We start from the raw sequence: 26,718 nt of genomic DNA, 5'->3' as shown, positions 1-26,718 counted from the left end.
CCTGAGGGGGTCAGCCTTTGACGGCACCGGTGGTCAGGCCCTTGATCATGTGGCGCTGCAGGACCACGAAGACGATCAGGATGGGCAGCATGGTCAGCAGGGTGCCGGCCATCACGGGCCCCCAGTTGGTGACGCTGGGGTTCTCGGTGTTCTGCAACAGCGTCAATCCGACCGGCAGGGTCGCGACCCCGGAGTCGTCGGCCATCAGGAACGGCCAGAGGTATTCGTTCCATTCGTTGACCAGCGTCACCACCGCGAATGCGACCATCGTCGGCCCGGACATCGGCAGCACCACCCGGATCAGCAGCTGCCACCAGTTGGCTCCGTCGATGCGCGCCGCCTCGATCACCGAGGCGGGCAGGGACAGAAAATGGTTGCGCATCAGGAAGGTTCCGAATGCCACCCCGCACAGCGGCACGATGATGCCCACCAGCGTGTTTCGCCAGCCGAGCTGCGCGATCAATGCGTAGTTGGAGATCACCGTGATCTGATTCGGCACCATCAGGGCGGCGATGATCGCCAGGAAGATCAGCGTCTTACCCGGAAAGCGCAGAAACACCAATCCGTACGCACTGAACACACCGAGGCCGAATTTCACCCCCGCGACCACGGCGGTCACGATCAGCGAATTGCGCAGGAACGTCCGGAACGGCAGGGCCGTGGTGGCCTCGTGGTAGTTCTCCGGATGCCAGCTGTGCGGCCACCACACCGCCGGTTGGGTGTAGATGTCCGGCCGGGCCTTGAACGAGGTGATCAGGATCCAGAACAGCGGCACGCCGACCACGACCAGTACGCAGACCATCGCCGCGTAGCCGAAAACGGTGGCCAGCAGGCGTTTCCGGCGGCGATCGGATACTCCGACGAGAGTGTTCATCGTTCGTCTCGATCCATCGCTCGGACTTGGGCCAGCGTGATGATCAGCAGGACCACGAACATGATCGTCGCGACCGTCGCACCGTAGCCGGCCCGGAAGTTGCGGAAGCTCTCCTCGTAGACCTGGTAGACCATGGTTGTGGTGCCGGTACCCAGCGGGCCGCCGCGGGTCATCACGTTGATGATGTCGAAGACCTGCAGCGAATTCAGCATCACGGTTATCGACAGGAAGAATGTGGTGGGCCGCAGCTGCGGCAGCAGCACCCGGGTGAAGGCGGCCCAGCGGCCGGCCCCGTCGATCGCCGCCGCTTCCATCAGGTCGCGCTGCACTCCCTGCAGCGCGGCAAGATAGATGACGAAGGCGTAGCCGAGGTTCTTCCAGATGTAGGTGACCGTCACCATGAACAGCGCCCAGTGCGGATCCTGATAGAAATCCGGCACATTCCTGATTCCGATGCGGTGCAGTACGTCCTGTACCAGGCCGAATCCGGGGTCGAAGATGAATTGGAACGCCACCCCGATCGCCGCACCGGAGATCACGAACGGCGCGAAGATCACCGAGCGAACGACGTTGCGACCGAACAGTTTCCGATCCAGCAGCAGGGCGAGCGCCAATCCCAGGGCCATACTGCCGCCGACCGCGCAGACGGTGAAGATCACGGTATTGCCGACGATCTGCCAGGTGTCGTCGCGTTCCCACCATTCGCGGTAGTTGCGCCCGCCGATGAAATGCGCGAACGGTTCGGCGAGATTCCAGTCGGTGAACGAGAGCCGGATGTTGTCGATCAGCGGCCGATAGACGAACAGCCCGAGCAACACCAGATTCGGCACCACCAGCACCAGGAACAGCCCGTAATCCCCCCACGGCCGCCGCCGTCCCCGGTTCTGCGGCAATACTCGCTCCGCCCGGCTCCGCACCCCCGCAGTCTGCCCGCCCCGCGCGAACACCCGGAGAACCCCCGGCACCGAACCCCTGAACTCTCGACCGGCCGTCGGATGATCGTTCGAGGACACCCCGGCCATGACCAGATCCTAGAAGCGTGGCACCCCCGAAGGCCGGAGTTTTCGAAAACACCCAGACCCGTCACCCCCCCGGAACACAGCAATGCCCGGCGAGATCCCCCGAAACCGTCAACGAATCAACAGATTTCGCAAGCACATGGGTAACTCACCGGGCACGCCCAAAACCACAGCAGCCACTTACCGCCGCCCCGACAACCACATCTCGCGGCACTCACGGCCCGCAAAAGTCCCGGAGAGGCGGGCGAGCCTAGCTCCAGTCGCCCATGCCGTCGCTGGCGCTGAGCGTTCCGGTCGAGTTCGTCACCACGACCGGGTCACCCTTCTGGGCGTTCTCGAAGAACCACTTGGCGTCCTCGGTGCTGACGTTCAGGCAGCCGTGGCTGGAGTCGGACACGCCCTGCTGAGCAACCGACCACGGCGCGGCGTGGACGAAGATGCCGCTGTTGGACAGCCGGGTCGCGTACTCGACCTCGAGCTTGTAGCCCTGCGGATCGGTGATCGGAACTCCGTAGGTGGAGGAGTCCATGATCATCTTCCGGTTCTTTTCCCCGACGTAGTAGGTGCCGTTGGGGGTTTCGTGGTCCTTCTTGCCCATCGAGGTGGGCATGGTCTTGATGACCTCGCCGTTGCGGGTGACCGTGATCGTGTGGGTGGCGTCGTCCGCGGTCGCGACGACGGCGTCGCCGACCTTGTAGGCCACCTTGGTGCCGCCGGCCTCGACGGTGATGTCGGAGTTGGCGGGCCAGAACTCCTCCGGCCGCCACCGCACCTGCTTGTCACCGCGCCAGTAGAAGTGGCCGTGGGTGGCGTTGCTGGAGGTGATCCGGATGGCCTTCTCCGCCGCGGCGTGATCGGTCACCGGCTCCTTGAAGTTGATGATGATCGGCTGGGCGACACCGACCACGTCGCCGTCGCCGGGGCTGATGCTCGGCGGGGCGAAATTGGCCTGCGGCAACGGCGGCGGGTTCTGCAGCGGGGCCGCGCCGGGTTCGGGCTGCGGCGCCTGCACGACGGCGGGGGCGCCGGGGAGATCGGGTCCGCCGGGCCACAGCGGCGCCGCGGTGGCGGGCGCCATGGCGATCGCACCGGCGGCGGTCACCGCGAGCGAAGTCACCGCGAGCGCCAGCAAGCTGGTCTTGTCCCGAACGGGCTTCCGACAGGTGGTGGTGCGCACAGCCGTTTCGTCCTCTCCAACCTAGATCGCGCGCCACGGCGCACAGGAATGTTTGCGCGCGGAGGCGCGAATGGTCTATCAGGCCCCGGCCCGGTTCCATTACTACATCTCGTGCGGACATCGGCCAATTGCGTTCTGGCAGTTATGAACTGATCGCGCCGAATGTGTGATGTGTCACTGCACCGGCGGCGTGCCGTCGTGACGGGGCGAAAGTCCCGTTCGCATCGGCGAGTCGGGGGTGAGGTCCGAGTGGCGCCATCGGAGCCGAATCGATACCCAGCAAACCTCATTGTGAGGCAAATCACTTCACTAGTGGCGGATTTCCTCTACTCGAAATCGGATCCCCCGATGTGGGCCGGTCGCGATGTTGTGCGGGACCGAGCGCGGAATCCGGCCGCGACGATAGCGCTCGAGCAGCGACAACTCGACGGTGCCGACCACGGTGGCGAGCGCGATCCGTAATTCGTATTCCGCCAGGGTTGCCCCGAGGCAGCGCCGGTGCCCGCCGCCGTAGGGCGCGAACTCGAAGGGGCCGTAGCGCCGCTCCAGGAACCGCTCGGGTCGGAACGCGGCCGGCTCGTCCCAGCAACCGGTATCCGAGTGCAGCAACGGAATCGCGATCCCCATCGTGTCTCCCTCGACCAGCCGCACACCGCGCAGCGTGTAGGGCCCGGTCAGCCGCCGCAGCACGATCGGCACGGGCGGATGCAGGCGCAGGGTCTCCTGGCAGACGGCGTTCAGATAGGGCAACCGCGCCAGCTCCTCGGGATCGGCGGCGGGGCCGGCGGTATCGATCTCCGCGCGCAGCCGGGCCAGCGCGTCCGGTCGGCGATGTAGCCGGAACAGTGCCCACACCAGACTGGTCGCCGTCGTCTCGTGCCCGGCCACCAGCAGGGTGCGCAGTTGTTCCCGCAGGTCGGCGTCGTCGACACCGCTGCCGTCGTCGTACCGCGCGGTGAGCAGGACACCGAGCGCGCCGCTGCCCGGTGTGCCGGCGACTCGGCGCGCGGCGATCTCGGCATCGAGCAACGCGTCCACTCGGGAGCGGGCGCGCAGGAACCGATCCCAGGGCGCATATCCGAATGCGCCGCGCCGCAGTGCCGGAACCAGCATCAGCGGTCCGGTGAAGGCGGTGAGGAAGTCGCCGACCGCGGCGGTGTAGGCCGGCCGCCGGATCGGATCGTCGGTGCCGAAGATCAGTGTCAGGATCACGCGCAGCGTCAGTGCGCGCGCCGCCACCCGCGCATCGATCGTCGCTCCCGGCCGCCACGGCGGGCCCGCGCCCGCGCCGGCGAGTTCGTCCCGAGTGCTGTCCCGGATTACCGTGCCGTACTCCGCAATTCGGGACCGATGAAATGCGGGTGTCAACAGGGTGCGGTCATTGCGATGTCGGTGATCACGAGCGAGTATCAACGACGCGGAACCGATAAGTGGTTCGATCGGATTCGGTTGCGGTGGATGCAGAATGTCGATCGGCGCCCGAAGTAATTCCTTTGTGCCGCTGGGTGTCCCGGTGAACAATACCGCGCCGAATCCCGGAAAACGGACCACGAACGGATCACCGTCGCGCGCCCGGCGCAGCCGGAAGTAGCGATCGAAATCCATTCCGGCCGCCACCGCGTGAGCCGCGACCCACCTCGGCTGCCGGGGTGCGACCGGTTCGCCGGAAGGCTGCGGTGGGTGGGCGCCGTCTGCTGTTGCCGTGCGCATACCCTGCAATACGAGTGAGCCCCGGGCCGGGTTCGATCCGAAACGATCCGGCTGCGGCCGCGTCAGGCGAGGGCCGCGCGTGCCTCCGCCGCCAGCCGGGCCAGCCGGCCATCGCCGATGGTGTTCAGCGAATTGCCCAGCCGGTTGGTGACGAAGGCGACCGACATGCCCGACTCGGGATCCGCGAACGCACCCGAACCGCCCACGCCGTAATGGCCGAAGGCCCGCCGCAGCGGTCGTCGCGAGGCGATCGGCGGGCGGTGATAACCGAGGGTGAAGGGAACGGGCACGCCGATCACATAGTCGCGATGCGCGCTGCGCTGCACATGGTTGACGGTTTCGATGGTTTCCGGCCGCAGCAGCGGCTCGCTCCAGGTACCGTCCGGCAGCAGGACCCGGCCCTCGTTGGCCAGCGCACCGTACATCCGGGCCAGCGCGCGAGCGGAGAACACGCCGTTGAAGCCGGGCATCACCGCGTCGTACACCCGGGCATCACCGATCAGCACATCGAATCCGGCGGGCATCCCGGCCTCCGCGATCGCGCCCATCGCCCGGCTGCGCGCGATCACCTTGGACGCGGTATCCCAGCGCAGGCCCGGAATCCGAAGCCGCGGGAAGGTGCGGGCGATCCGGTGCCGCTCGGACTCGGGCACCCGGTACCAGAATTCCTCGGTCTGCAGCGGTTCGGCGATCTCGTGTCGCACCACCTCGGTGAACGGTTCACCCGTCACCCGGTGCACGATCTCGGCGACGAGCCAGCCGAACGTGACGGCGTGATATCCCGACGACTGCAATCGACGGGGATCCGGCTCGGCCGCGGCCAGTGCGGTAACCATCGCGTCGTAGTCCAGAATGCCGTCCGGGGTGGCGGCCAGGCCGCGGACCTTGTGCAGGCCGGCGCGGTGCGAGAGCACCTCGCGCACGGTGATGTCCTGTTTGCCGTTCTGCGCGAATTCCGGCCAGTACTCGGCGACCGGGGCGTCGTAATCGATCAGACCGCGCTCGGCGATCCGGTGCAGCACGGTGGTCGCGACGCCCTTACCGGTGGAGAAGCTCAGCGCCACGGTGTCGGACTGCCAGCGTTCGTCGGGCGCCGACCAACCCGCCCACACGTCGACGACCGGACGGCCGTGCAGGAACACCGCGAAGGCGCCGCCGCCCCGGTTGGATCGCGGAAACATCCGGAAGAAGCGATGGACGACCGGCACGAATCGTGGATCGATGATCATCTGCGGCGCATCGTCGGCTCCGGTGTCGGCGGCGCGCGCGACCTGCGCCGCGGCTGTCTCGGCCGCCTGCTGCGAACGTGGCGAATCCACCCTGTCGACCTCCTGCCGCCGCATCATCGCGGCGTAGACGTTCCCCTCGCCAGGGTAGGTCAGCGGGCCGCGGGCATCCGCCACAGCCCGATCGGGGTCGCCAGGCAGGCCGCGCCCGTGCGCGAATCCCAGGCCAGCGCCGCCGAACCGAGGCAGATGGTGGTGTGCTCACTCGTGATCACTTGCGCCTGTGAGCCGTTCATCGCGAGCGAGAGGCCGACGCGCCCCGGAACCGCCTCGGGGGCAATCGAGGTGAAGGCGAAGGCATCCGGGCCCATCCCGACCGCGACCGGCAGCCCGGCCGCTCCTTCGCTGGCTCCGACCCCACCGGAGGCGCCGAGTCCGAGGGCGATCGCTCCCGCGGTTGCCTTGGCATAGCCAACGCCGTCGATACCGGCCGATCGGGCGTGTCCGGAATCGTCGCCGGCGGCGCGGCACGCGGTGCTACCGGCGATGATGGTGATGTCTCGGTTCCGGTCGGCAGCACAGTGCACGTTGGTTGCCGAAGCGGTGCCGGAGCACCACGCCGCGGCCCCGACGGCGATGGCCGAACACATGATCACGCCCCAAACCTTCACGGTGTGCTCCTTTCGGGCCGGCAACCCTCACCATAACCGCACCGCTCGCCGGCCGGCTCCATCCGCGCCGGGCCGGCTCGTTCCCCCGTCCCACCGAAAGCGGGCGGTGACTCGAGTTCGGCACTCGAATCACCGCCCGCCGCAAGGGGTTTCGGATCCGTCGATCAGATCGGGGCGAAGCCTGCCCCGGCGCCGCCGCGGACGTTCATGTCATTGGTGATGGCGGTCATGTTGGTGCCGACCTCGGGGCCGAAGCAGGCCACCGCGAGATAGGCGTTCACCATGCCGACCAGGGTCGAACCGATGACGACCGGGGCGCCGGAGTCGCCCTCGACCACGCACATCTGGGTCCAGGTCTCATCGGTCTGGAAGACATCGCCCCAGGCCAGGCCGCAGGTGTTGCCGGTGGTCCGGCCCTCCTTGCACACGATGTTGGGGAACTGCGCGGGCGCGCCGAGCCCGGTGATCGTCACGTTGCCGATGTGGTTGACCGGAGTGACACGGCCCGGATCGAACTGGATGACCGCGTAGTCGAGGTCGTGATTGGAGTAGACGAAATGTCCGATCACGCCGGCGCCGCGATCCTGTTCGGACCAGACCTCCGACCCCGCCTCACCGCAATGTCCCGCGGTCAGGCCGACCAGCCGGCCGCCGGCGTCGTGTCCGATGGTCGTCACGGTGCACTCGAACTGCTTGTCGATGATGATTCCGGAGCCGCCGCCGATCACGGGCCCGGGATCGGCCTGCGCGACTCCCGCGCCCGTCCCCAGTAGCGCCGCGCCCAGAGCTACGGCGAAGGCGGCATGAGCCGCCCTGACGAGTTTGTTGAACATTTCCCTCCAGACGTCGGAAGTCCGCACGATATCAGCCTTGTCGTACTACATCCTTGCAGTAATCCCCCCGGAGCGCGCCCGGTATGCCGGTGCAGTTTGCTGGATCGATGCCAAGGTTGCGAGGTGACGCGCGCGCAGGCGAGGAGATGCGACACCGTTGTGCGCTGACCGCAGTTTCGGAGGTACTCCCGATACGCTTTCGTCAGTATTCGGGGCAAAACTCAATAACGAGAATTTCATTCCGATAAATCCGGTATTGGTTCTCGAGTTGGACGCTCGATCAGAAAACTGGAACCTGTTCTAGAAATCGAGCCCGTTCATTGTGACCGATACCAGTGGAGTGCCCGTCGTCACAGGCCTAGATCCAACGTGATCTGGGTCTATGACCACAACCACACTTTGTGCTGTGTTTTTCCTAACTCCGTAGTAAGGTGCCTCAAGCGAAACAGTCGTCGGGGCGGGTAACCGGCGTCGAGAGGGGTAGCCAGTGCAAGTCACCAACGGTCCGGACGGGTCGGGGGCAATCGGTTCGACATCGAGAATGAGTGCCGCGGCGGACTGGACGAAGGCGTACTGGCAGGATCACCCCAAGCGATCGCTCGAGACCTTCGGCCGGCAGATCACGATGGGCGTCTCGGCCGTCGCGGAACTGTTCATCGCTATCTTCCGTCGCCGGTTCCCCTTCGGTGAATTCGTCCGGCAATGCGCATTCATGGCCAGCGTGGCCGCCGCGCCCACCCTGCTCGTCGCAATTCCGATCGGCGTCATCGTTTCGATTCAGGTCGGTTCGGTCGCTCAGCAGGTCGGCGCCACCTCGTTCATCGGTGCGGCCAACGGCCTGGGCATCATTCAGCAGGGCGCGCCGCTGGTCACCTCGCTGATGATCGCCGGCGCCGTCGGCTCGGCCATCTGCGCCGACCTCGGCTCCCGCACCATTCGCGAGGAGATCGACGCCATGAAGGTCATGGGCGTGGATCCGATGCGCCGCCTGGTCGCTCCCCGGCTCGGCGCCGCCATGCTCGTTTCGGTGCTGCTGTGCGGCTTCGTCATCTTCGTCGGCTTCCTGACCGGCTACATCTTCAACATCTTCGCTCAGAACGGCACGCCGGGCTCCTATATCGGAACCTTCGCATCCTTCGCGGTCACGGGGGACTTGCTGGTGGCGCTGATCAAGTCCTTGATCTTCGGTCTGCTGGCGGCGATCATCGCGTGCGATTCCGGGCTGAACACCCGCGGCGGCCCGGGCGGTGTCGCGAACTCGGTCAACACCGCGGTGGTGCTGTCCGCGCTGATGCTGTTCGGCACGAATCTGATCATCACGCAGATCTACAACGCCCTGTTCCCCCCACAGATGGTTTGAGCCGGTGTCGTCAACTTATGTTCCGCCGCTACTGCGGCCTCTGCAGCGGATCCGAAGCTCCGCCGGTGCCCCGCGCGACTGGCTCGCCCGGGTGGGCCACCAGGTCTTCTTCTTCCTGCGCTCGATCGGTTCGATGCCGTTGGCGCTCAAGCACTATCCGAAGGAAGTCTGGCGCCTGCTCTCGGACGTCACCTGGGGTAACGGCAGCATCATCGTCGGTGGTGGCACCATCGGCGTGGTCCTGATCCTCAGCGCCTTCGGCGGTATGACCGTCGCCATCCAGGGTTACACCTCGCTGAACCTGCTCGGTCTGAGCCCGCTGACCGGCGCCATCTCCGCGTTCGCGACGACCCGTGAGCTCGGGCCCATGCTCGCCACCCTGGCGTTCGCGGCCCAGGCCGGCTGTCGATTCACCGCGCAGCTGGGTTCGATGCGCATCGCCGAGGAGATCGACGCGCTGGAGTCGCAGGCGATCCGGCCGCTGCCCTATCTGGTCAGCACTCGGATGATCGCGGCGATGATCGCGATCGTGCCGCTGTACTGCCTGGCCCTGCCGGTCGCATACCTGTCGTGCTCGTTCACCGTCGGGCTGATCGGCGGTACCGCCTCGGGCACCTTCCAGCACTACTTCTATCAATTCCTGGTCCCGCACGACGTGCTGTGGTCGCTGCTGAAAGCCATTCTGTTCGTGGCGATCACGACCTTCATCCAGTGCTACTACGGCTTCTTCGCCTCCGGTGGCCCGGAGGGTGTGGGTGTGGCCGCGGGCCGGGCGATCAAGCTCTGCATCATCGCGGTCGTCTTCGCGGACCTGTTCATCACGCTGGCGGTCTGGGGGGTCAACCCCGGTATCAGGATCTCGGGATAGGGGGCGAACGAGATGATCATCGATCCGAGTGGCCGCGGACCGACGATGCGGCAGCTGCTCATCGCCGGTCTGTGCGGACTCATCGTCTTCGCCGTCGCCCTGAGCCTGCTGATGGCCCGCTACAAGGGCTACATCATGCATCCGAAGGTGGAGGTCACCGCCAACCTGACCACCACCGGCGACGGTTTGCCCTCCCAGGCCGACGTGAAGTTCCGCGGTGTCCTGGTGGGTGCGGTGAAGGATGTGTCGGTCGCCGCCAAGGGTGAGCTGCAGCAGGTGCACATCGACATGAAGCCGGAATACATCTCCGATATTCCGGCCAACGTCACCGCTCGCGTCGTGCCCAGCAACCTGTTCGCCGTCACCTCGGTGGAACTGGTCTACAACGGTCCCGACAACGCCTCGCTGAAGGCGGGTTCGCAGATCCCCGAGGACCGCAGCGAGGGCACCATCGCGCTGCAGGACACCCTCACCACGGTCCGCACCATTCTCAACAAGATCGACCCGATCCAGCTGGGCCGGGTGTTGAGCACGCTGTCCTACGCGCTCGACGGCAGCGGCCGGGTCCCCGGCTCCACCGTGGAGCGGTTGAACAACTGGTTCACCGAGGTCCGGGCCGCGGTGCCGGATGTCGAAGGCACACTGGGCAATTTCTCCGCCTCGTTCCACGCGCTCAACCAGTCGGCGCCCGATCTGATGACGACCCTGTCGGAATCGGTGAAGACCGCGCAGACCGTCGCCGACAAGCGCAGTGAACTCGCCGGCCTGATCACCGGGACCGCGGCGACCGTGGACAAGGTCAACGGACTGTTCGCTCGCAACCCCGATGTCGGCAAGCAGCTGACCGCCGGCACATCGGATATGTTCGGCGCGCTCACCGAGGACTCGAACGCGATTCCGCAGGCCATCGCCAACCTGAACGCGTCGGTGCGCGCGTTGAGCAGCACCTTCCACTGGGGTCCGCAGAAGCAGATGGTGTGGAACGCGGGTCTGACGTTCACGCCGTACAAGCCCTACGACCGTTCCGACTGCCCGCGCTACGGCGATCTCGCCGCGCCGAGCTGCGCGACCGCGCCGCTGGTCGCGGACATCGGTGCGCCGACCCCGGCGCTGAAGCCGCGCACGCTGGACTCGGCCCAGGGCCTGCCGAAGTTGCCGCCGATGCCGGGACTGCCCGTCATCCCGGGCGTCACCACCGGCGACACCGCGCAGACGGCCGCGCCGGAGCAGGCGCCCAAGCCGGGTAACCCGCTCGCCGGAACGCCGCTGGAGGGACTGTTCCCGCAACTGCCCGGACTGCCGGGACTGCCGGCCGCACCGGCTCCGCAGCCGGTTCCGGCCGCCGCCCAGGTACCGGGTCAGCCCAAGCCGCAGGCCGGGCCGATCGCCTACTACACCGGCCGTGACGCGATGACCCAGATTCTCGGCCGGGAACCGACGGCCGCCGAATATCTGCTGCTGAGCTCGATCCTGAGGGGTGGAACCTTGCAAGTGTCCGAAAGCGGTGCCAGCTGATGAGTATTCGCAAGCCGCTGATCGGATTCGGTATCTTCGCCATCGTCTCGGTGCTGGTGACCGTGGTCATCTGGAACACCTTGGCGCGCACGGTATCCGGTTCCACCAACAGTTATTCGGCGATCTTCACCGATGTGCTCGGTCTGCGCGAGGGCGACGACGTCCGCATGGCGGGTGTGCGCGTCGGCAAGGTCACCAAGATCGAGGTCGAGGGTCAGCGCCAGGCCAAGGTGTCGTTCATCGTGCAGCGCAACCAGACGCTGTACGGCAACACCAAAGCCCTTGTCCGGTACCAGAACCTGATCGGCCAGCGTTATGTGGCGCTGGCGCCGGGCAACAAGGGTGACAACTCGGCCCTGCGCAACCATGCGACCATTCCGGTGGAGCGGACCGAACCGTCGTTCGATATCTCGGGTCTGCTCAACGGTTTCCAGCCGCTGTTCCAGACCTTGCAGCCGGAACAGGTCAACAACCTGACCAACACCTTCATCCAGGCGCTGCAGGGTGACGGGGTCTCGCTGAGCTCGTTCATCACCCAGGCCGCCGCGGTGGCCGGTGATTTCCAGCGGCGCGACGCGATCCTGGCCGATGTGATCACCAACCTGTCGGCCGTGATGTCGGGATTGGCGAAACGAGGTGATGAATTGGAGACGCTGGTGACTCAGACCCGCGCGCTGATCGGCGGGCTGTACGAGCAGGGGCAATCGCTGCAGGCGTCCACCGTGCAGATCGCGAATGCCACCTCTTCCCTGGTGAACATGGTCGATCAGGTGCAGCCGAAGATCGCGGCCGCGCAGAACTCCACCACCGACGCGCTGACCATGCTGATCAACAACGGCGCCAAGCTGGATCAGGCCGCGATCGACCTGCCCGGCATTCTCACCGACGTCGGCAAGTTCACCTCCGACGGCGCCTACGCCAACGCGTACCTGTGCACGCTCGACGTGTCGCTGTACGGGGTGCTGTTGCCTCGCGGTCTGGTCAACCAGATCGGCGGCCCGGCGCATTCGGCGGTGTGCCGCCCATGACGACATTCGGTAAGCGGATCAGAAGCCGTTTCCAGAGCAACCGGTTCTTCTGGCTCGGTGTCATCGGCGCCGTGCTGATCGTGGTGCTGCTGGTGGTTTCCAGCGGATACAAGAAGCTCGGCGTCGGCACGAAGGATGTGCAGGCGGAATTCGTGCAGACCGCCGGCGTGCGACCCGGTGACAAGGTGAACGTGGCCGGTGTGCCGGTCGGTACGGTCGCCGGGGCGAAGCTCGAGGGCGATCACGTGCTGATCACCCTGCAGGTGAACAACGATGTGAAGCTCGGCCCCGACGCCCGTGCCGCCATCAAGATGGCGACCCTACTGGGCGCGCGCTACATCGACCTGGATCCGGGCGACGGTAAGGGACTGCCGGGCAACCGGATTCGCAAGTCCAACACCAAGGTTCCCTACGACCTGGCCGATGTGGTGCAGATCGGCACCCCGAAGTTCGAGGCGCTCGACACCCAGAAGCTCGCCGAATCGCTGAAGGTGCTCGGTGATCAGATCGACGGTTCGCCGCAGCTGACCGCCCAGGCCCTCGACAGCGTCGGCGCGCTGGCCAAGACGATCAACGACCGCCGCGATCAGGTGGACGGGCTGCTCAAGGATCTCGACAAGGTCACCCAGATCCTGGGCGACAACCGCAACAGCGTGCTCCTGGTCATCACACAGGGCGAGGCGATCGCCGCGCGGGTGATGGAACGCCAGGATCTGCTCAAGCAGCTGCTGAACAACGTCGCGACGCTGACCAAGCAGCTGCAGCAGATCGGCGCGGAGAACAACAACCAGCTCGGTCCGACCATCGAACAGCTCAACACGATGGCGCAGGGCCTGCAGAAGAACAAGGACAACCTCGACAAGTTGCTGCAGATCATGCCGGTCTCGTTGCGCCAGTTCAACAATGTCTTCGGCAACGGCCCCTACGGTGAGGTCGGTGTGCCGTGGCTGTTCCCCGACAACTGGTTGTGCTTCGCCCGAGTGATCGAGGGGTGCCAGGGATGAAACTGACCAAGCGGCTCGTGCGCGCCACCAAGGTGGTGGCGATCGGCGCGGCGATGCTCGTCGCCGTCAGCTGCGGTTCGGTGCAGAACGCGGTGGGCGGTTCCACCCACATCACCGCCGACTTCCGCAATATCGCCGGTATTTTCGAGGGCAATCCGATCACCGTGCTCGGCCTCGAGGTCGGCAAGGTCGACAAGATCATCCCCAAGGGCGAGTACGTCGAGGTTCACATGACCGTGGACCACGGTGTCGATATTCCGAAGAACGTGACGGCGGCGATCATTTCGCCGTCCATCGTCACCGACCGTCATATCGAGCTCACCCCGCGCTACACGGGCGGACCGAAGCTGCCCGACGATACGCACCTCACCGTGCAGCAGACCCGCACGCCGGTCGAGCTGGACACGATGATCAAGACCATCGACCAGTTCACCGCGGCGCTGAAGCCGGCGCCCGGCCAAACGCAGGGTCCGCTGTCGGGCACGCTGCTCTACGACATGGTCAACGGCCAGGGCGAGAAGATCCGCGACACCCTCAACGCGCTGTCCGGTGCGTTGAAGGTCGGCGTCGACAACAAGGACGCCATCTCGACGATCATCATCAAGCTCAACGAGCTGACCTCGATGCTCGCCGACAACGACCAGTCGGTGCGCGAGTTCAGCAACAAGGTGACCCAGATGTCGTCGCTGCTCGCCGAGCAGGCGCCGGGCCTGCAGGCGACGCTGGACCAGCTCAACAGCTTCCTGTCGAACACCAGCGGCGTGTTCAGCCAGTATCAGGATCAGCTGTCGGAGAGCCTGACCGGCCTCACCGCGGTGACGAACCAGCTGCGCCAGAACGCCGCCGGCGTCGTGGAAACCGTCGACGTGGCGCCGCTGCTGCTGCAGAACCTGGATCGCTCGATGGACCGCAACCGCGGCTTCGTCCGCCTGCACGCGGTACTCGGCACGGCACTGTCCGGCGAGATCGTCAGCCTGTTCTGCGAACGTATCCAGATGCGCGCCGACGGCTGCCGCACCGGCAAGATCGAGGACTTCGGACCCGACCTCGGGTTGACCGCCGCACTGTTGGGACTGACGAAATGACGGGATCGACGCGCCTGCGGCGCACCTGGCTGGCACTGGGCATCTCCGCCGCCGTGGCGGCCTCCGGGTGTGGGCTGACGGTGGAGAGCCTGCCGCTGCCCAAACCGGGGCAGTCCGGCGACACCTATACGCTGCACGCGGTATTCGCCAACGCCCTCAACCTGCCCGATCAGGCCAAGGTGAAGATCGGTGGTTCCGATATCGGCGTGGTCACCCATATCGAGACCAAGAACTTCCAGGCCATCGTCGATATGAATGTGCGCAAAGATATTGCGCTGCCGCGTGATTCGACCGCCGAGTTGCGTCAGGCCACCCCGCTGGGCGATGTGTTCGTGGCCCTGTCGAAGCCGAAATCCGACGACACCACGCCGATGCTGAAGGACGGCGACACCATCGGCATCGACCACACCTCGGCCGGCGCCACCGTCGAGGAACTGTTGCTCTCGGTGTCGATGTTGTTCAACGGCGGCGGTGTCGCGGCGCTGACCAAACTGACCTCCGAACTCGATTCGGTGGTGGGTGGCCGGCCCGACCAGCTCGCCGGTCTGATCAAGCAGATGACCAGCGTGGTCACCACGCTGCACGCCAACAGTGAGCGAATCGACAACACGCTCAACGGATTCGACGCGCTGACCAACACCATCGAGGCCAACCACAACCAGCTGGGCCAGGTCGCCGACTCGCTCCCGCAGATGATCGGGGCCATCGCCGAGAACAACAAGCAGATCGGTGATCTGCTCGGCAAGATCTCCACCACCAGCGCGGCCCTCGGCGACTACGCCGACACCAGCCACGACCAGCTGGCCGCGCTGCTCGACAACGTGCACAAGTTGATGGACGCGCTGTCGCGGGCCGGCAACGATCTCGGCCCGGCACTGGATGCGCTGCACGAGATCCGGCCCAAGGTCGACGCGTCGTTCAAGGGCAACACGCTGGCCGTCGCCGCGACGCTCACCCAGCTCGACATCGGCCTGCTGACCGATCCGCCGCACAGCAAGTTCTGGGATCTGCGCGACCTGCAGGATATGGCGGGCAGTTTGATCCAGGTGCTGCAGATCGTCTACGGCCGAGTGACAGGGGGCCACCGATGAGCTGGCTGCTGCGACACAAACTGCTGCTGTCCACGATCGGACTGGTGGTGGTCTTCGTGGTCGGTGCGTCCTATCTGGCGGTGAGCGTCATGCGGATCAATCCGCTGCGGACCACCTACACCGTCACCGTCTCACTGGACCGGTCCGGCGGGCTCCAGCCGGGTAACGACGTCACCCTGCGCGGCTACCGCATCGGCAAGGTGAACTCGATCAAACTGGCCGGTCACGGATCCGCCATCGCGGCCGAGGCCCAGATCGACAACCGGTACAAGATTCCGGTCGCGACCCAGGTGGTCGTGCACGCGCTGTCGGCGGCCGGTGAGCAGTACATCGACTTCCAGCCCGATACCGACAAGGGACCGTTCCTGAAGGACGGCTCGGTGATCCAGTTCGATCCGCAGAAGGTGCAGACGCCGACCCCGGTGTCGGCCGTGCTGGAGAACGCCAGCGGCTTCTTCGATCAGATCGACCCGGATCGGTTCAGCACCATCCTCGGCGAGTTGGACACCGCGCTCAGCGGCGGCCCGAACCAGTTGCGGGACATGATCGATGCGCTGAGCCTGGTGACGGCGGGTCTGGACAATCTGCTGCCGCAGACCACCAACCTGCTGAAGAATTTGCGCACCATCGCGGCCACCACGTCGAACGCGCAGCCGGACCTGAGCACCCTGACTTCCAATTCGTCGACGTTGTTCACGCAGTTCAACAACGCCAACGACGAGTTGCGCAAGGTGCTGGATCAGGCGCCCGGCCAGATGCAGGCGCTGGGTGCGACGCTGGACAAGACCAACGATCCGATCACCAGTCTGGCGTCCAACTTTGTCGCCATCACGCGGGCGGCGCAGTTGCGATTGCCGGCCCTGCGGGCGCTGTTCCCGTCGCTGGTCGTCGGCAGTTCGGCGATGGGCGTGCCGGCGCACGACGGGGAGTTCTATACGATCCTCGATATCTGGCCGCGGCCGTACTGCCAGTACTCGCACGCACCGGTCGCCCCCTACGTGGTGACCGACGGCACGCTGCCGAAGTGGAACTACTGCACGAACCCGCCGCCGGACCAGCAGATCCGTGGTTCGGCGAACGCGCCCCGACCGGACGTTCCGAACAACGGAGCGCAGATGCCGGCGGGAGCGAACCCCAGCGACCGCACCCCGCCCCCGGTGCGGTAAGTAGAGTGGCCCGAAACATACGGCGTGGTCCGACCGCGTCGGGAAGGTGACAGATCGATTCATGTCCGATGACGACACCGCCAAGGACAAGGCGAACAACGATGCCGAGTCGACCGAGAAGGTCGATGCGGCGCAAGACAGCACCGCCGCGGACGCAACGGTCAAGTTCGAATCGGACTCGTCGGTTGATACCGCCCAGGGCGCCGGCAAGACCGGGACGAACGCCTCGAAGCCGGTCGCTGACGGTGATGCCACGGTGAAACTTCCGACGGCGACACCGGCGACGGAGGCGCAGACGGTCAAGATGTCCGTTCCGGCCGCCGCGCCGGCAGGCTCCCCGGCGGCCGGAAAGAACACGCCGTGGGTGGCGATCGTTTCCGCCTTCGCCGCGGGCGTGCTGCTGGTGGCCGCGATCACCGCGGTCGTGGTCTTCTGGCTGAAGGCCGACGACCGGGAGGATCAGCTCGCCGCGCGCGACGACTCCACTCGGGCGGCCTGCGACTTCGGCAAGGCCGTCGCCAGCTACGACTCGAAGGACCTGGACGCGTATTTCAAGAGCGTCAACGACAAGTCCACGGGTGAGTGGGGCAAATTCTTCAGCGACGCGTCCGACACGCTGAAGAAGGCCATGGTCAGTGTGCAGGCGAAATCGAAGCTGGACGAGATCCATTGCGCGTGGGAATCGGGTAACGATTCGCAGGCCAACGTCGTCCTGGTCATCACCCAGGAGCAGACCAACCAGGCCGTTCCGCAGCCGGACAAGCTGACCATTCCGGGCGTGGCCCAGATGGAGAAGCACGACGGCAAGTGGCTGGTCGCGAAGTTCGACTCGCCGGTGACCAAGGGCATGGGTCCGGCCGCTCCGGCGCCGGGCGCGCCGCAGGCCGCGCCGGGCACCAGCCCGCAGTCCAACGGTGGCGAGCAGCCGGCTCCGGCTCAGCCGGGTAACTGAAACCCTTTCGTTCGACACGTTCCGGCCCCGCGGCACTCTCGTCGCGGGGCCGGAGCGTTTTCGGAGCGAGGACCAGTGGGCCCGAGGTCCGGTTCGAGCTGTCGAACACCGGATGCGCGAACCGGGCGCTTCCGGCGGTGGGCCGACCCACCACCGCCGGAAGCCATTCGGTTGGCTCGCCGCACCCGGATCGCCGGAATCAGAACAGGGTCAGCGCGTCCGCGGTCTCGGTTTTCGCCCGGGCGCGCTTGGCACGTCCGGCGGGCTTATCGGTCACGATCGTGATCGGGGTGGTCACGGCTTCGGTCATCGTTTCGGTCGCCGCCGGCCCGGGCCGAACCGCGGACGGCAGCGGCGGCAGGTCGACGATGCCGTCGGGACTCGCGTCGGCCGCGCCCGCGGCGGCCCGAGCCGCTTCCCCGGCCAACTTGTCGGCCTGTTCGTTGTAGTAGTTGCCGACGTGGCCGCGCACCCACCGAAACCGCACCGGTCCCGGCCGCGTCGAGATCGCGTGATCGATCCACTGCACGAGTTCCACGTTCTTCACCGCGCTGCCGGTGGCGGTGCGCCAGCCGTTGAGCCGCCAGCCCGGTAGCCATTCGGACGCGCACTTGATCGCGTAGAGCGAATCGCTCTCGATGAACAGCGGCTCGGAACCGGGATGCGCGCGGATCGCCTCCAGTACCGCACGTAGTTCCGCGACCTGATTCGTGCCCGAGGCCGCGCCCGCACTCGCCGAACTGCCCTGATGATTGACCCACGCCCAGCCGATGGCGCCGCCGGGATTACGCAGGCAGGATCCGTCGGTGCTCACGATGATCATGCCCGGTACCCTACGCAATCCGGCCGACAAGATCCGTACCGTGGAATTCCTCTATCTCCCTGCGCAATTGCGCCTCGCTCCGCCGGACCGCGATCTGGATCAGCGTGTCGACGGCTTTGGCGACCGGTCCGGCCGGTCGGCGGGCCGGCGGATAGCCGGCTTCCGAGGTCAGCACCGAGCGACCGTAGCCGAGTGGATCGAATCGCAACGTCAAGGTGGCGAGGATCGGAGCATCCCGCGCAGGCGCCGTCTTCCCCGGCCGGCGCCTGCGCAGGGTGTACCCGATCACCGCGTTGCGGCGGTACTCGGTGATCTCGCATTCGAGCGTGGGCCGCCACAACCCGAGCCGAAAGGTCGCGGCATAGACCGCGCCCGGGCCGTGGCCGGCATCGCCGACCGGTTCGAAGGTGGCGACCCCGAACATCCAGTCCGGTACGAACAAATGATTGTCGGTGTAGGTGAATGCGACCTCCACCGGCGCCCCGACGTCGCTCGCGTACCTGATGCGGTGGCCCATCGGCCCTCCCTGTTCCACGGCTGCCACAAAAGTACTACAGAAATCCTCTTTATTGAACGGTTACCGAGGATTAACGTGCGGTCCGGGGCTTCGGTGGCGGATATCCGCCGACGAGCCGAAATGGGGCAAATGCCCAGTAGTGCTCGGGTGTGCTGGCCGGCAACGGGCCGAACAGGACGAGCCGGGCACCTGACGGTACCCGGCTCGATCGATGTGTGGTGGCTATGCGGGCGCGGGCTCAGCGGGCGGCGTCGGAGCAGATGCGTCGATCGCCGCTCCGGTGTCGTCGGAGCGGACCTGCTGCGGATGGTCGGCCGGCAGCTGTGCGGGCCGGGCGTGCCGCTGCACCTGCACGTCGTGTCGGCCCAGCAGCGGATCCGTCATCGCCACACTGAATTCCCCGCTCCGGACATCGAAATCGGTGCGGAATTCGGTGATCGCCGGGTCGCCGGTGCGTTCCGGCGCGGCGGTCGCGCCCAGGGCGGCGGGCACGTTGGTATCGAATGTGACGGTGAGCGAATGTTGTTGCGTCCGAGCCAGATTCGCTCCGACGAAGGTATCGCCGGTCAAGTTGAGCCGACCGCCGAGGCCGCGTGAGTGGGCGGCCGCCGTCGGTGTGGAGCCGTCGCCCTCGGTCACCGCGGGCGCGGGACGAGCCGAGACCGTCGCCGGTGCTACCGATGCGATCGGGAATTGCCGGGATTCGGCGGCGAGCCCCCAGGAGCGCGGTGTCACGACGGGCAGATCGGGCCGATCCGGTTCCGCCGCTGGGTCTTTCGTGTCGTTCCGGTCGCCCGAGCCGATCACGGCGGGCAGGCCGGCGCCGCCCATCTGATTGACGATGTAGGTTCCGGCGGTGACGGTGAGGCCGATACTCGCCATCCCGGCGAGCACGACGGCGGTGTGTTGCAGAATTTGGCCGGTGGACCGGGACTGCGCGGACTGCGGTGCCATCGGTGCGTCCTTCCCTCTCCCCTGTTCCCCTCGTTGCCGACCCGCACCGTTGAAAGTCGTACGTGTGTCCAGGTTACTGCCCGGCGGCGCCCGACGCGGCGTCCCTGCGGCAAAGATCACAACACCGACCGGGCGCAGATCAGCCGGCGTGCCGGCGAGCGAGGGCGACCCCGGCATGCCATGGACAGGTTTGTGGCCTCGCCGCCGGGGGTAATCCCTGACTGCTGGCGAGCGTCAGCTTCGAGCTGCGGTTTCGAAGACCTCCGGCCAACGGCGTCCGGTCGGCCACAAGCACGGCGCACCCCCGAGTCGGCGCTCGCCCGCTTCATTCGAGTCCCCCCACCGGCTGTTCGACGGTCGAGTCACATCCGGTTCGCCTCGGCGAACTGACCGGCAGCGCGGCCTGCTCCCGGCGGTCCGGCGAAGGCCTGTGCGATCGTCAACCACTCGGCGGCATCCGGCCCGACGGCCACCAGCGGCAGATCGTCGCGGTGCCGGCGCTGTGTCACCAACAGGCAGAAGTCCAGGGCGGAGCCGGTGACTCGTTGTGCGGCATCCTCGGGCCCCCAACTCCAGATCGACCCGTCCGGTGCGGTCAGTTCGACCCGGAACGGATCGGCGGGCACCTGCCGACAGTGAACCGTGTAGGCGAAATCGCGGGTGCGGACACCGATGTGCGCGATATTGCGCAGCCGTGCCGTCGGCTGCCGCTGCACTCCGAGGGTGTCGGCCACATCCTGGCCGTGTGCCCAAGTCTCCATCAGCCGGGCGCTCACCATCGACATCGGGCTCATCGGCGGACCGAACCACGGCAGTTTCGTCCCAGCGGGGACCGCGCGCAGGGCATCGGTCAGTCCGGTGCGGCCGCGGCGCCAGCGTTCCAGGAGGTCGGCGGCGGGCATGGTGGCGGCCTCGGCGGCGGCTTCGTCGACGAAGGTGGCGATCTTGGTGGTCGCCTCCTTCAGCAGCTCGGCGAAGGCCTCGGCGTCGGTAGCCGCTACCGTCGATACCTCATCGGTCCAGGTCAGATGCCCTATTTGGTGGGCGATGGTCCAGCCGGGCGCCGGCGTGGGCCGGGCCCAGTCGGCCGGGTCCAGCGGCGCGACCAGGCGGTCGAGATCCGCACACTCGGCTGCGAAATCGTCGAGCAGCGCCTCCAGGTCAGCCATGACGGACAGCATGGCAATGCCGGAGAAAAAATGCAAGCACGCGTGCTTGTATTCTTCACCAGCCGAAGATCAGCAGGTGCACCCCGCCGACGACCAGGCCCAGCGCGGCGCCGTGCAGGTACAGCAGCCAGGCGTCCTGTTCCACCGAGGCGTAGAACATCTCCATGAATTCGCCGGGGGTCAGCTGCTTCAGTTTGCGGGCCGCGAACTCGTCGATCTTCTTGGCCTGATCCAGCGCGAACGCCTCGTCCTGGACCAGACTCGGCGCCAGGCTCACCGCCGCCCCGGCGGCCCCCACCTGCAGATTGTCGAATTGGCGCGCGCCGAAGGCGGCCCGCACCACCGAGCGGGTGGGGCCGAGTTGGATACGGATCTCGTCCGCGATGAGATGTTCCACCAGCTGGCGGGTCTTGTCGCCGTTCGGGCCGTCCAGCAGCTCGGCCGCCAGATTCGGCAGCGTCAGCACCTGATAGGCCAGGATCTGGGCCAGGTCCTCGGCCGCCTGCGGCTGCCGCTTGGCCAACAGGGCCTGCCGCCACAGGTACTTGTAGCGCGGCTGCGGATCACCGGGCTCGAACACCATCTTGATGGCGATCATGTTCACCACCACGCCGATCGCGGCGGCCGCGGCCAGCACCACCAGCCAGCCCGGGATCCAGCCGATCACCGGAATGTCGTAGTGCACGTGCATGTACAGCGCGAGCAGCACGCCGAACGGCGCGCCCAGCAAACCGATCCGCACCATGAACCGCAGCTCGGGCGCCGCGATGGTGGTGGTGAGGTCCTCGAGAATCTCCGGATTCGCCTGGAGATAGCGGATGACGAAACTCTTGATATCGATGAGTTGATCGACATTGTCGCCGAGTTGCTCGAAACCGCGCCGGCACAGCTTCGGCAGTTCACGATCGATGCGCTGATACAGAATTTGCTTGGCCGGCCGCGGCACCGCGCGCCACAGTTCCGGATTCTCCCGGTACATCACATCGTCGACGATCTGCTGCAGCTGTTCGTGCGCCCGCTCGGCGATGTAATCGGCGATGCCCTCGAGATCGAGTTCGTGGATGAAATCGCGGGGACTGCCGATCCGCATGATCGCCATATCCACGCAGATACTGGCCATCTTCTCCGCGCGCGCGGGGATGAAGCCCTGGAAGCCCAGCCGCTTGCCGTCACCGGAGAAGGTGGGCAACACCTGCACCCGCCGCGGGAAATACGGGTACAGCACCTGTAAACCCGGAATGCGCACTCCGCGAAATTGCAAGGGCCAGAACAACATCAGCACGCCGGTCCAGTTGGTGAGCCAGCCGGCGACGGCGCTGAAGATGGGGAAGGTGATCAGGTCCACGACGAATTTGGACTGCCCGGTCAGCTGTTCCCAGTCGATGAACACACCGCCGGCGACTACCGCCATCGTGGATCCCCCTTGCGCCGTGCGGACTTGCGAGTTGCTGGGTCCCCCACATTCTCACCGGGGCCAGGTGGTGTCAATGCGGCGGGGCGGTAGTTGCCCTGGTCGGCGGGGTGAACGCACCCGGCTCAGGGGCGCAGCACGAGCCGAATCGGATTGCCCTGTTTGCTTTCCAGCGTGCGCACCGCTTCCGGGGCTTGCGACAGCGGCAGCACCGCGCTGACCGAGCGGGCGAGATCGAGTCGGTGCAGCCGCCGCAGCGTCACCAGTTCGGCGACGTGTTCGGGCTGCGATCCGTAGTGGCCGCGCAGTTGCTGCTGGAAGAAGCTGAAACCGATACCGCCGGTGATCGTGATGGGCTTGTCGGTCAGCCCGACCAGTACCAGCCGGCCGCCCGGCCCGAGGCAGGTGACGGCCTGTTCCCGGACCGCGGCCACCCCGGCGAAGTCGAAGGCGGCCGCCAATCCGGCGCCGCCGGTCGCCGTCGAGATCGCCGATCGCAGATCCGGATCGGCCGGATCGAGGGCGAGGTCCGCACCGAAACTCAATGCCCGCTCCCGCGCCGCGGGCAGCGGGTCCACCGCCACGATCGGCGCCGCTCCCACCAGCCGCAGCAATTGCACACCGTGTGCGCCGAGCCCGCCCACGCCCCAGACGCCGACCGGCTCGGCGGGCCGCACCGCGGCGGTCGCGGTGATCGCGGCCCACGGCGTGGAGACCGCGTCCGGAATGAAACAGGCCTGCTCGAAGGGCAGATCGTCGGGAATCGGCACCAGGGTGTCCACCCGCGCCAGGGTGTACTCGGCCCACCCGCCGTCGTAGTCGACCCCGCGCGTGAACACCGCGCCGCCCTGCGGATTCGCGGCGTCACCGCCGCGGCGCTCACCGGCCTGCAACAGCACCCGGTCCCCGACCTCAGCGCTGGTCACGCCCGGTCCCAGCGCGTGTACCGTGCCCGCGACCTCGTGTCCGAGCGTCACCACGTCGCCGTCGAGCATCACCGGCGTCAACGTTCCGTCGATGAGATGAACATCGGACAGGCACACCCCCGCCGCCTCGACCTTGATCAGGACGTGGTCGGGACCCGGTTCCGGCGTCGGTACCTCGTCCAGTTCCAGTCGCCGTTGCGGTCCCAGGTGAAGGCGTGCGGCCAGCATGTTCGGGCTACTCCTCGTGGATCGTGGGGCGGACCGGCGGGCCCGGTGAACCCGGTCGAGTATCGCACCGACACGGCGTTTTCCGCCGGAGTTGCGGCAGGGCCCGGTTCGTCTCGACCCGGTGACATTTCCGGCGCGGGGGATTGTGTGGGACCGTGAGTCCCATATATCCTCGAAGTACCACACCTACCGGGTGTCGCCCACGCTGGGGCCGAGCCTCGGCGACGGGAGCCAGGAGGCCCGATGAGTCACCATGCGGAGCTCGCTCGTTGGGCCGACGGTGCGGGTGCCCCGCAGAGCGAGGAGACATCGATGACGCTGTCGGAATCGGTTCGTACCGATATTTTCGGCCCGGAGTACCGGGAGATGCTGGCGATCCTGTCCGAGGGATCGGTCCATCGCAATTTCGACCCCTATCTCGATATCGACTGGGATTCACCGGAATTGGCGATCGACCCGAACGATCCGCGATGGGTGCTGTCACCGGATCTCGATCCGCTCGGCGGCACCGAGTGGTACAAGTCGTTGCCGCTGGAACGCCGGATCGAGATCGGGAAATGGCGTACCGCCAACGTGATCAAGGTCGGCGCTGCCTTCGAGAGCATTCTCATCCGCGGAATGATGCAGTACATCATGAAGCTCCCCAACGGATCTCCGGAGTTTCGGTACTGCCTGCACGAGATGACCGAAGAGTGCAACCACATCCAGATGTTCCAGGAGCTGATCAACCGGATCGGCGTGGACGTTCCGGGGATGCGGCCGCTGTTCCGGGCATTGTCGCCGTTCATCGGGGTGGCCGGCGGTTACGCGCACGCCATCCTGTTCATCGGCATCCTCGGTGGTGAGGAACCGATCGATCACTACCAGAAGGCCATCATCCGCGAGGGTAAGTCGATGCCCCCGGCGGTTCTGCGCACCATGCAGATCCATATCGCCGAGGAGGCCCGGCACATCTCCTTCGCCGGTGAATTCCTGAAGGCCCATATCGAACGGATGAGCCCGTTCGGCAAGGCCGTGTGCGCCTTGGCTTTTCCGATCACGATGCGGTGGCTGGCGGGCGAGATCATGGCTCCGCCACGCTCGTTCGCCAAGCAGTTCGATATTCCGCGCGAGGTGATCGAGGAGGCGTTCTGGCGGTCGCCGAATTCGCGCCGGATCCTGTCCGGCTACTTCGGGGATATGCGCAAACTCGCCGACGAGCTGGGCCTGATGAATCCGGTGACGCGCAAGCTGTGGCAGCTGTTGCACATCGACGGCGAATCGTCGCGGTACCGCGGCGAGCCCGAGCGCCGCAACCCCGCGGCCGCCGTGGTGGACCGGGTACCGGTGGTGGGATCGCTGGTCGGCTGGTTGGCCGCGTAATTCGGCCAGGGGCCCGGCGACCACTCGGGCGGCACCTTCGCCGGGCTCATCGGGCTCGACTGGAACCGCCGGCCGAGTCCGCGCTGTCCGATCCGCCGAGGCGCGCTGCTTCGGCTCGCTCGGCGAGGGTGTTGACCAGTTCGATCAGCGGCAGCTCCGGATCCAGCGTCAGTCCGTGGGCACGAGCTGCGCCGTCGAGCACGCTCCAGGCGTAACTCGCGACCTCGGATACCAACTGCTCCCGGCTGAGCAGCGGCTGCGGATCGCGCGCCCACCGGCTCACGGTCGCCTCGGTCATCGACACGATCGCGAAGGTCATGGTGTCGGCGGTGGCCTCGTCGACCACCCCGACGACCCCCGCGAGCCCGGATACCAGCATTCGCGTGCGTGCCGCGATCGTCGCCTTGATGCTGCTCAGCGCATCCACGTCGTCCGGATCGCCGACCGCCGGGCCACCGCGCACGAAGTCGTAGAGCCGTGCGTGTTCGGTGATCCAATCCACCACGGCGGCGACCGTGCGGTGCAGGATTCGATGGATCGATCCGTCCCAGATGTCGAGCGCCGCGTCGACGGTGTCGATGAACTGCTCGGCGATCGCACTGCGAGCCCGCCGATCCAGCTCGTCGCGGCCCGAAAATTGCCGATACACCACGGATTTGGCCAGCCCGGACCGCTGCGCGATCTGCTGCATCGAAATCTCCGGCCCCACCCCGGGATCTTCGAGCAGCTCGATCAGCGCCCGCACGATCCGCTCGCGCCGTCGATCGTTGTGCGACTGCCACCGCGCCTGCCGACCACCGACCTGCGCCGGTTCGGACGGAGATGGTGTCGCCACGGGGTCGAGTTTAAGCGAGTCGACTCCCGCTCGAGGGCGCTGTCGACGTACTGTCCGCCGGTCGGGCCCGGACGATCACCCGCGCACGTGTAGCCCGAACCCGGTGCGGCCCGCCGGTTCCAGGCCCGGCTTCAGCTGCAGCGAGGGGATGTCGTAGTCGCCGAAGTTCTGCGGCCGGAACGGGATGGGATCGGTCGATTCCAGGGTGAGCAGGCGCTGTTTCCACGCCTTGGCGACGTCCGGATAATCCTCGTCGGTCATCCGGTCGACGCCGTACAGCACGAACGGCGGGAGCACCTCGATACCCGGGTAGTAGAGGATGCCGTGCTGGATCGGGAACAGCAGATCGTCGATGGGGCCGTTGATTCCGCGTGCGGCGTAATGCGATTCGCGACCGCCGACGGTCACCGACAACAAGGCGCGCCGGCCCGCCAGGGTGCCTTCGCCGTAGCGGTCCCCGTACCTGACGTCGCTGTGTTCGCCGACGCCGTAGGCGAAGTGGAAGGTGAACACCCGGTCCACCCAGCCCTTGAGAATCGCGGGCATCGAGTACCACCACAGCGGGAACTGGAAGATGATCGTGTCGGCCCACAGCAGCTTGTCCTGTTCGGCGCGTACGTCGGCGGTGAGCGCCCCGGCATCGAAGGCCCGGCCCGAGTCCCGGGCCACCTGCAGCGGGCTCGACGCGTGCGGACCGTAATCCGCCGCGTCCACGACCGCCTTCCAGTTCATCGCGTACAGATCACTGACCCGCACCTCGTGCCCGGCCGCTTCCAGCGTGGATACCGCGAGATCCTTCAGGGCACCGTTGAGCGATCGGGGCTCGGGGTGGGCGTGGACGATCAATATCTTCATGAGAACTCCTCGCGATCGGATGAGTTCGAGCCTGACCGTCGCGAGGCGCGATATTCAGG

At 66.6% G+C, this 26,718-nt stretch carries 25 protein-coding genes; 10 read left to right on the top strand and 15 right to left on the bottom strand.

The window, feature by feature from the left end:
* Positions 1 to 10: 10 nt before the first annotated feature.
* The 7 genes from ON37_RS26220 to ON37_RS26190 all read right to left on the bottom strand — a co-directional run bounded on the left by ON37_RS26220 (position 11) and on the right by ON37_RS26190 (position 7,510).
* A complete protein-coding gene (locus tag ON37_RS26220) occupies positions 11 to 874 on the bottom strand; it encodes a carbohydrate ABC transporter permease (protein WP_040723030.1) in 864 nt (287 codons plus the stop codon).
* Positions 871 to 1,791: a carbohydrate ABC transporter permease gene (locus ON37_RS26215; protein WP_040723057.1), complete on the bottom strand. Its 921-nt coding sequence runs from the start codon at positions 1,789 to 1,791 to the stop codon at positions 871 to 873. The genes ON37_RS26220 and ON37_RS26215 overlap by 4 nt, the downstream gene beginning before the upstream one ends.
* Before the next feature lie 352 nt (positions 1,792 to 2,143).
* Positions 2,144 to 3,070 (bottom strand): L,D-transpeptidase, encoded by a 927-nt coding sequence (locus ON37_RS26210; protein WP_051032062.1) that lies wholly within the window; start codon positions 3,068 to 3,070, stop codon positions 2,144 to 2,146.
* A 309-nt stretch (positions 3,071 to 3,379) separates the two neighbouring features.
* A complete protein-coding gene (locus ON37_RS26205; RefSeq protein ID WP_051032061.1) occupies positions 3,380 to 4,780 on the bottom strand; it encodes a cytochrome P450 in 1,401 nt (466 codons plus the stop codon).
* A gap of 62 nt (positions 4,781 to 4,842) precedes the next feature.
* Positions 4,843 to 6,009, bottom strand: coding sequence for a serine hydrolase domain-containing protein (locus tag ON37_RS26200; protein ID WP_040723055.1), 1,167 nt, complete (start codon positions 6,007 to 6,009; stop codon positions 4,843 to 4,845).
* A gap of 149 nt (positions 6,010 to 6,158) precedes the next feature.
* Positions 6,159 to 6,677, bottom strand: coding sequence for a DUF6764 family protein (locus ON37_RS26195; RefSeq protein ID WP_040723027.1), 519 nt, complete (start codon positions 6,675 to 6,677; stop codon positions 6,159 to 6,161).
* A gap of 164 nt (positions 6,678 to 6,841) precedes the next feature.
* Positions 6,842 to 7,510, bottom strand: a complete 669-nt coding sequence (locus tag ON37_RS26190) for a chymotrypsin family serine protease (protein ID WP_051032060.1) — start codon at positions 7,508 to 7,510, stop codon at positions 6,842 to 6,844.
* 541 nt (positions 7,511 to 8,051) lie between these two features.
* Between ON37_RS26190 and ON37_RS26185 the strand changes: the two genes are divergently transcribed.
* From ON37_RS26185 to ON37_RS26145, 9 genes are all read left to right on the top strand, one after another.
* Positions 8,052 to 8,870 carry an MlaE family ABC transporter permease gene (locus ON37_RS26185; RefSeq protein WP_051032059.1) on the top strand — a complete coding sequence of 273 codons (819 nt, stop codon included), beginning with the start codon at positions 8,052 to 8,054 and terminating at the stop codon, positions 8,868 to 8,870.
* A gap of 4 nt (positions 8,871 to 8,874) precedes the next feature.
* The gene (locus tag ON37_RS26180; protein ID WP_040723026.1) at positions 8,875 to 9,738 is read left to right on the top strand and encodes an ABC transporter permease; all 864 of its coding nucleotides are present in this window, start codon (positions 8,875 to 8,877) and stop codon (positions 9,736 to 9,738) included.
* 12 nt (positions 9,739 to 9,750) lie between these two features.
* Positions 9,751 to 11,253 carry an MlaD family protein gene (locus ON37_RS26175; RefSeq protein ID WP_040723025.1) on the top strand — a complete coding sequence of 501 codons (1,503 nt, stop codon included), beginning with the start codon at positions 9,751 to 9,753 and terminating at the stop codon, positions 11,251 to 11,253.
* Positions 11,253 to 12,281 (top strand): MCE family protein, encoded by a 1,029-nt coding sequence (locus tag ON37_RS26170; RefSeq protein ID WP_040723024.1) that lies wholly within the window; start codon positions 11,253 to 11,255, stop codon positions 12,279 to 12,281. Before ON37_RS26175 ends, ON37_RS26170 begins: the two co-directional genes overlap by 1 nt.
* Positions 12,278 to 13,285: an MCE family protein gene (locus ON37_RS26165; protein ID WP_040723023.1), complete on the top strand. Its 1,008-nt coding sequence runs from the start codon at positions 12,278 to 12,280 to the stop codon at positions 13,283 to 13,285. Before ON37_RS26170 ends, ON37_RS26165 begins: the two co-directional genes overlap by 4 nt.
* Positions 13,282 to 14,370, top strand: a complete 1,089-nt coding sequence (locus tag ON37_RS26160) for an MCE family protein (RefSeq protein ID WP_040723021.1) — start codon at positions 13,282 to 13,284, stop codon at positions 14,368 to 14,370. Before ON37_RS26165 ends, ON37_RS26160 begins: the two co-directional genes overlap by 4 nt.
* Positions 14,367 to 15,461 carry an MCE family protein gene (locus ON37_RS26155; protein ID WP_040723020.1) on the top strand — a complete coding sequence of 365 codons (1,095 nt, stop codon included), beginning with the start codon at positions 14,367 to 14,369 and terminating at the stop codon, positions 15,459 to 15,461. Before ON37_RS26160 ends, ON37_RS26155 begins: the two co-directional genes overlap by 4 nt.
* Positions 15,458 to 16,627 carry an MlaD family protein gene (locus tag ON37_RS26150; protein WP_040723019.1) on the top strand — a complete coding sequence of 390 codons (1,170 nt, stop codon included), beginning with the start codon at positions 15,458 to 15,460 and terminating at the stop codon, positions 16,625 to 16,627. Before ON37_RS26155 ends, ON37_RS26150 begins: the two co-directional genes overlap by 4 nt.
* Before the next feature lie 61 nt (positions 16,628 to 16,688).
* Positions 16,689 to 17,579 (top strand): hypothetical protein, encoded by an 891-nt coding sequence (locus ON37_RS26145; RefSeq protein WP_051032058.1) that lies wholly within the window; start codon positions 16,689 to 16,691, stop codon positions 17,577 to 17,579.
* A gap of 199 nt (positions 17,580 to 17,778) precedes the next feature.
* On the opposite strand, the gene ON37_RS26140 is transcribed toward ON37_RS26145, so the two are convergent.
* The 6 genes from ON37_RS26140 to ON37_RS26115 all read right to left on the bottom strand — a co-directional run bounded on the left by ON37_RS26140 (position 17,779) and on the right by ON37_RS26115 (position 23,607).
* On the bottom strand, positions 17,779 to 18,402 hold the full coding sequence (locus ON37_RS26140) for a ribonuclease H family protein (RefSeq protein WP_040723018.1): 624 nt from the start codon (positions 18,400 to 18,402) through the stop codon (positions 17,779 to 17,781).
* 10 nt (positions 18,403 to 18,412) lie between these two features.
* Positions 18,413 to 18,919, bottom strand: coding sequence for an SRPBCC family protein (locus tag ON37_RS26135; RefSeq protein WP_040723017.1), 507 nt, complete (start codon positions 18,917 to 18,919; stop codon positions 18,413 to 18,415).
* A gap of 222 nt (positions 18,920 to 19,141) precedes the next feature.
* Positions 19,142 to 19,873 carry a hypothetical protein gene (locus ON37_RS26130; protein WP_040723016.1) on the bottom strand — a complete coding sequence of 244 codons (732 nt, stop codon included), beginning with the start codon at positions 19,871 to 19,873 and terminating at the stop codon, positions 19,142 to 19,144.
* A gap of 362 nt (positions 19,874 to 20,235) precedes the next feature.
* Positions 20,236 to 21,042, bottom strand: a complete 807-nt coding sequence (locus ON37_RS26125; RefSeq protein ID WP_040723050.1) for a TIGR03084 family metal-binding protein — start codon at positions 21,040 to 21,042, stop codon at positions 20,236 to 20,238.
* A 55-nt stretch (positions 21,043 to 21,097) separates the two neighbouring features.
* Positions 21,098 to 22,453, bottom strand: coding sequence for a DUF445 domain-containing protein (locus ON37_RS26120; RefSeq protein ID WP_040723014.1), 1,356 nt, complete (start codon positions 22,451 to 22,453; stop codon positions 21,098 to 21,100).
* Positions 22,454 to 22,578: 125 nt separating this feature from the next.
* Positions 22,579 to 23,607 carry a zinc-binding dehydrogenase gene (locus ON37_RS26115; RefSeq protein WP_040723013.1) on the bottom strand — a complete coding sequence of 343 codons (1,029 nt, stop codon included), beginning with the start codon at positions 23,605 to 23,607 and terminating at the stop codon, positions 22,579 to 22,581.
* Positions 23,608 to 23,919: 312 nt separating this feature from the next.
* On the opposite strand from ON37_RS26115, the gene ON37_RS26110 reads away from it, so the two are divergent.
* Positions 23,920 to 24,969 carry an AurF N-oxygenase family protein gene (locus ON37_RS26110; protein ID WP_051032057.1) on the top strand — a complete coding sequence of 350 codons (1,050 nt, stop codon included), beginning with the start codon at positions 23,920 to 23,922 and terminating at the stop codon, positions 24,967 to 24,969.
* Between the two features lie 46 nt (positions 24,970 to 25,015).
* On the opposite strand, the gene ON37_RS26105 is transcribed toward ON37_RS26110, so the two are convergent.
* Positions 25,016 to 25,804 (bottom strand): TetR/AcrR family transcriptional regulator, encoded by a 789-nt coding sequence (locus ON37_RS26105; protein WP_245553483.1) that lies wholly within the window; start codon positions 25,802 to 25,804, stop codon positions 25,016 to 25,018.
* 75 nt (positions 25,805 to 25,879) lie between these two features.
* Positions 25,880 to 26,659 carry an NAD(P)H-dependent oxidoreductase gene (locus tag ON37_RS26100; RefSeq protein WP_040723012.1) on the bottom strand — a complete coding sequence of 260 codons (780 nt, stop codon included), beginning with the start codon at positions 26,657 to 26,659 and terminating at the stop codon, positions 25,880 to 25,882.
* Between the last annotated feature and the right edge of the window lie 59 nt (positions 26,660 to 26,718).

The sequence above is a fragment of the Nocardia veterana NBRC 100344 genome (assembly GCF_000308855.1).
Classification (GTDB): domain Bacteria; phylum Actinomycetota; class Actinomycetes; order Mycobacteriales; family Mycobacteriaceae; genus Nocardia; species Nocardia veterana.
This window is presented reverse-complemented; position numbering and strand designations above follow the sequence as displayed.

Coding starts and splice junctions, on each gene's coding strand:
- ON37_RS26220 (WP_040723030.1), bottom strand. CDS start 874: ATGAACACTCTCGTCGGAGTATCCGATCGCCGCCGGAAACGCCTGCTG.
- ON37_RS26205 (WP_051032061.1), bottom strand. CDS start 4,780: ATGCGCACGGCAACAGCAGACGGCGCCCACCCACCGCAGCCTTCCGGC.
- ON37_RS26200 (WP_040723055.1), bottom strand. CDS start 6,009: ATGATCATCGATCCACGATTCGTGCCGGTCGTCCATCGCTTCTTCCGG.
- ON37_RS26190 (WP_051032060.1), bottom strand. CDS start 7,510: ATGTTCAACAAACTCGTCAGGGCGGCTCATGCCGCCTTCGCCGTAGCT.
- ON37_RS26185 (WP_051032059.1), top strand. CDS start 8,052: ATGAGTGCCGCGGCGGACTGGACGAAGGCGTACTGGCAGGATCACCCC.
- ON37_RS26175 (WP_040723025.1), top strand. CDS start 9,751: ATGATCATCGATCCGAGTGGCCGCGGACCGACGATGCGGCAGCTGCTC.
- ON37_RS26170 (WP_040723024.1), top strand. CDS start 11,253: ATGAGTATTCGCAAGCCGCTGATCGGATTCGGTATCTTCGCCATCGTC.
- ON37_RS26165 (WP_040723023.1), top strand. CDS start 12,278: ATGACGACATTCGGTAAGCGGATCAGAAGCCGTTTCCAGAGCAACCGG.
- ON37_RS26160 (WP_040723021.1), top strand. CDS start 13,282: ATGAAACTGACCAAGCGGCTCGTGCGCGCCACCAAGGTGGTGGCGATC.
- ON37_RS26155 (WP_040723020.1), top strand. CDS start 14,367: ATGACGGGATCGACGCGCCTGCGGCGCACCTGGCTGGCACTGGGCATC.
- ON37_RS26150 (WP_040723019.1), top strand. CDS start 15,458: ATGAGCTGGCTGCTGCGACACAAACTGCTGCTGTCCACGATCGGACTG.
- ON37_RS26145 (WP_051032058.1), top strand. CDS start 16,689: ATGTCCGATGACGACACCGCCAAGGACAAGGCGAACAACGATGCCGAG.
- ON37_RS26140 (WP_040723018.1), bottom strand. CDS start 18,402: ATGATCATCGTGAGCACCGACGGATCCTGCCTGCGTAATCCCGGCGGC.
- ON37_RS26135 (WP_040723017.1), bottom strand. CDS start 18,919: ATGGGCCACCGCATCAGGTACGCGAGCGACGTCGGGGCGCCGGTGGAG.
- ON37_RS26130 (WP_040723016.1), bottom strand. CDS start 19,873: ATGGCACCGCAGTCCGCGCAGTCCCGGTCCACCGGCCAAATTCTGCAA.
- ON37_RS26125 (WP_040723050.1), bottom strand. CDS start 21,042: ATGGCTGACCTGGAGGCGCTGCTCGACGATTTCGCAGCCGAGTGTGCG.
- ON37_RS26120 (WP_040723014.1), bottom strand. CDS start 22,453: ATGGCGGTAGTCGCCGGCGGTGTGTTCATCGACTGGGAACAGCTGACC.
- ON37_RS26115 (WP_040723013.1), bottom strand. CDS start 23,607: ATGCTGGCCGCACGCCTTCACCTGGGACCGCAACGGCGACTGGAACTG.
- ON37_RS26110 (WP_051032057.1), top strand. CDS start 23,920: ATGACGCTGTCGGAATCGGTTCGTACCGATATTTTCGGCCCGGAGTAC.
- ON37_RS26100 (WP_040723012.1), bottom strand. CDS start 26,659: ATGAAGATATTGATCGTCCACGCCCACCCCGAGCCCCGATCGCTCAAC.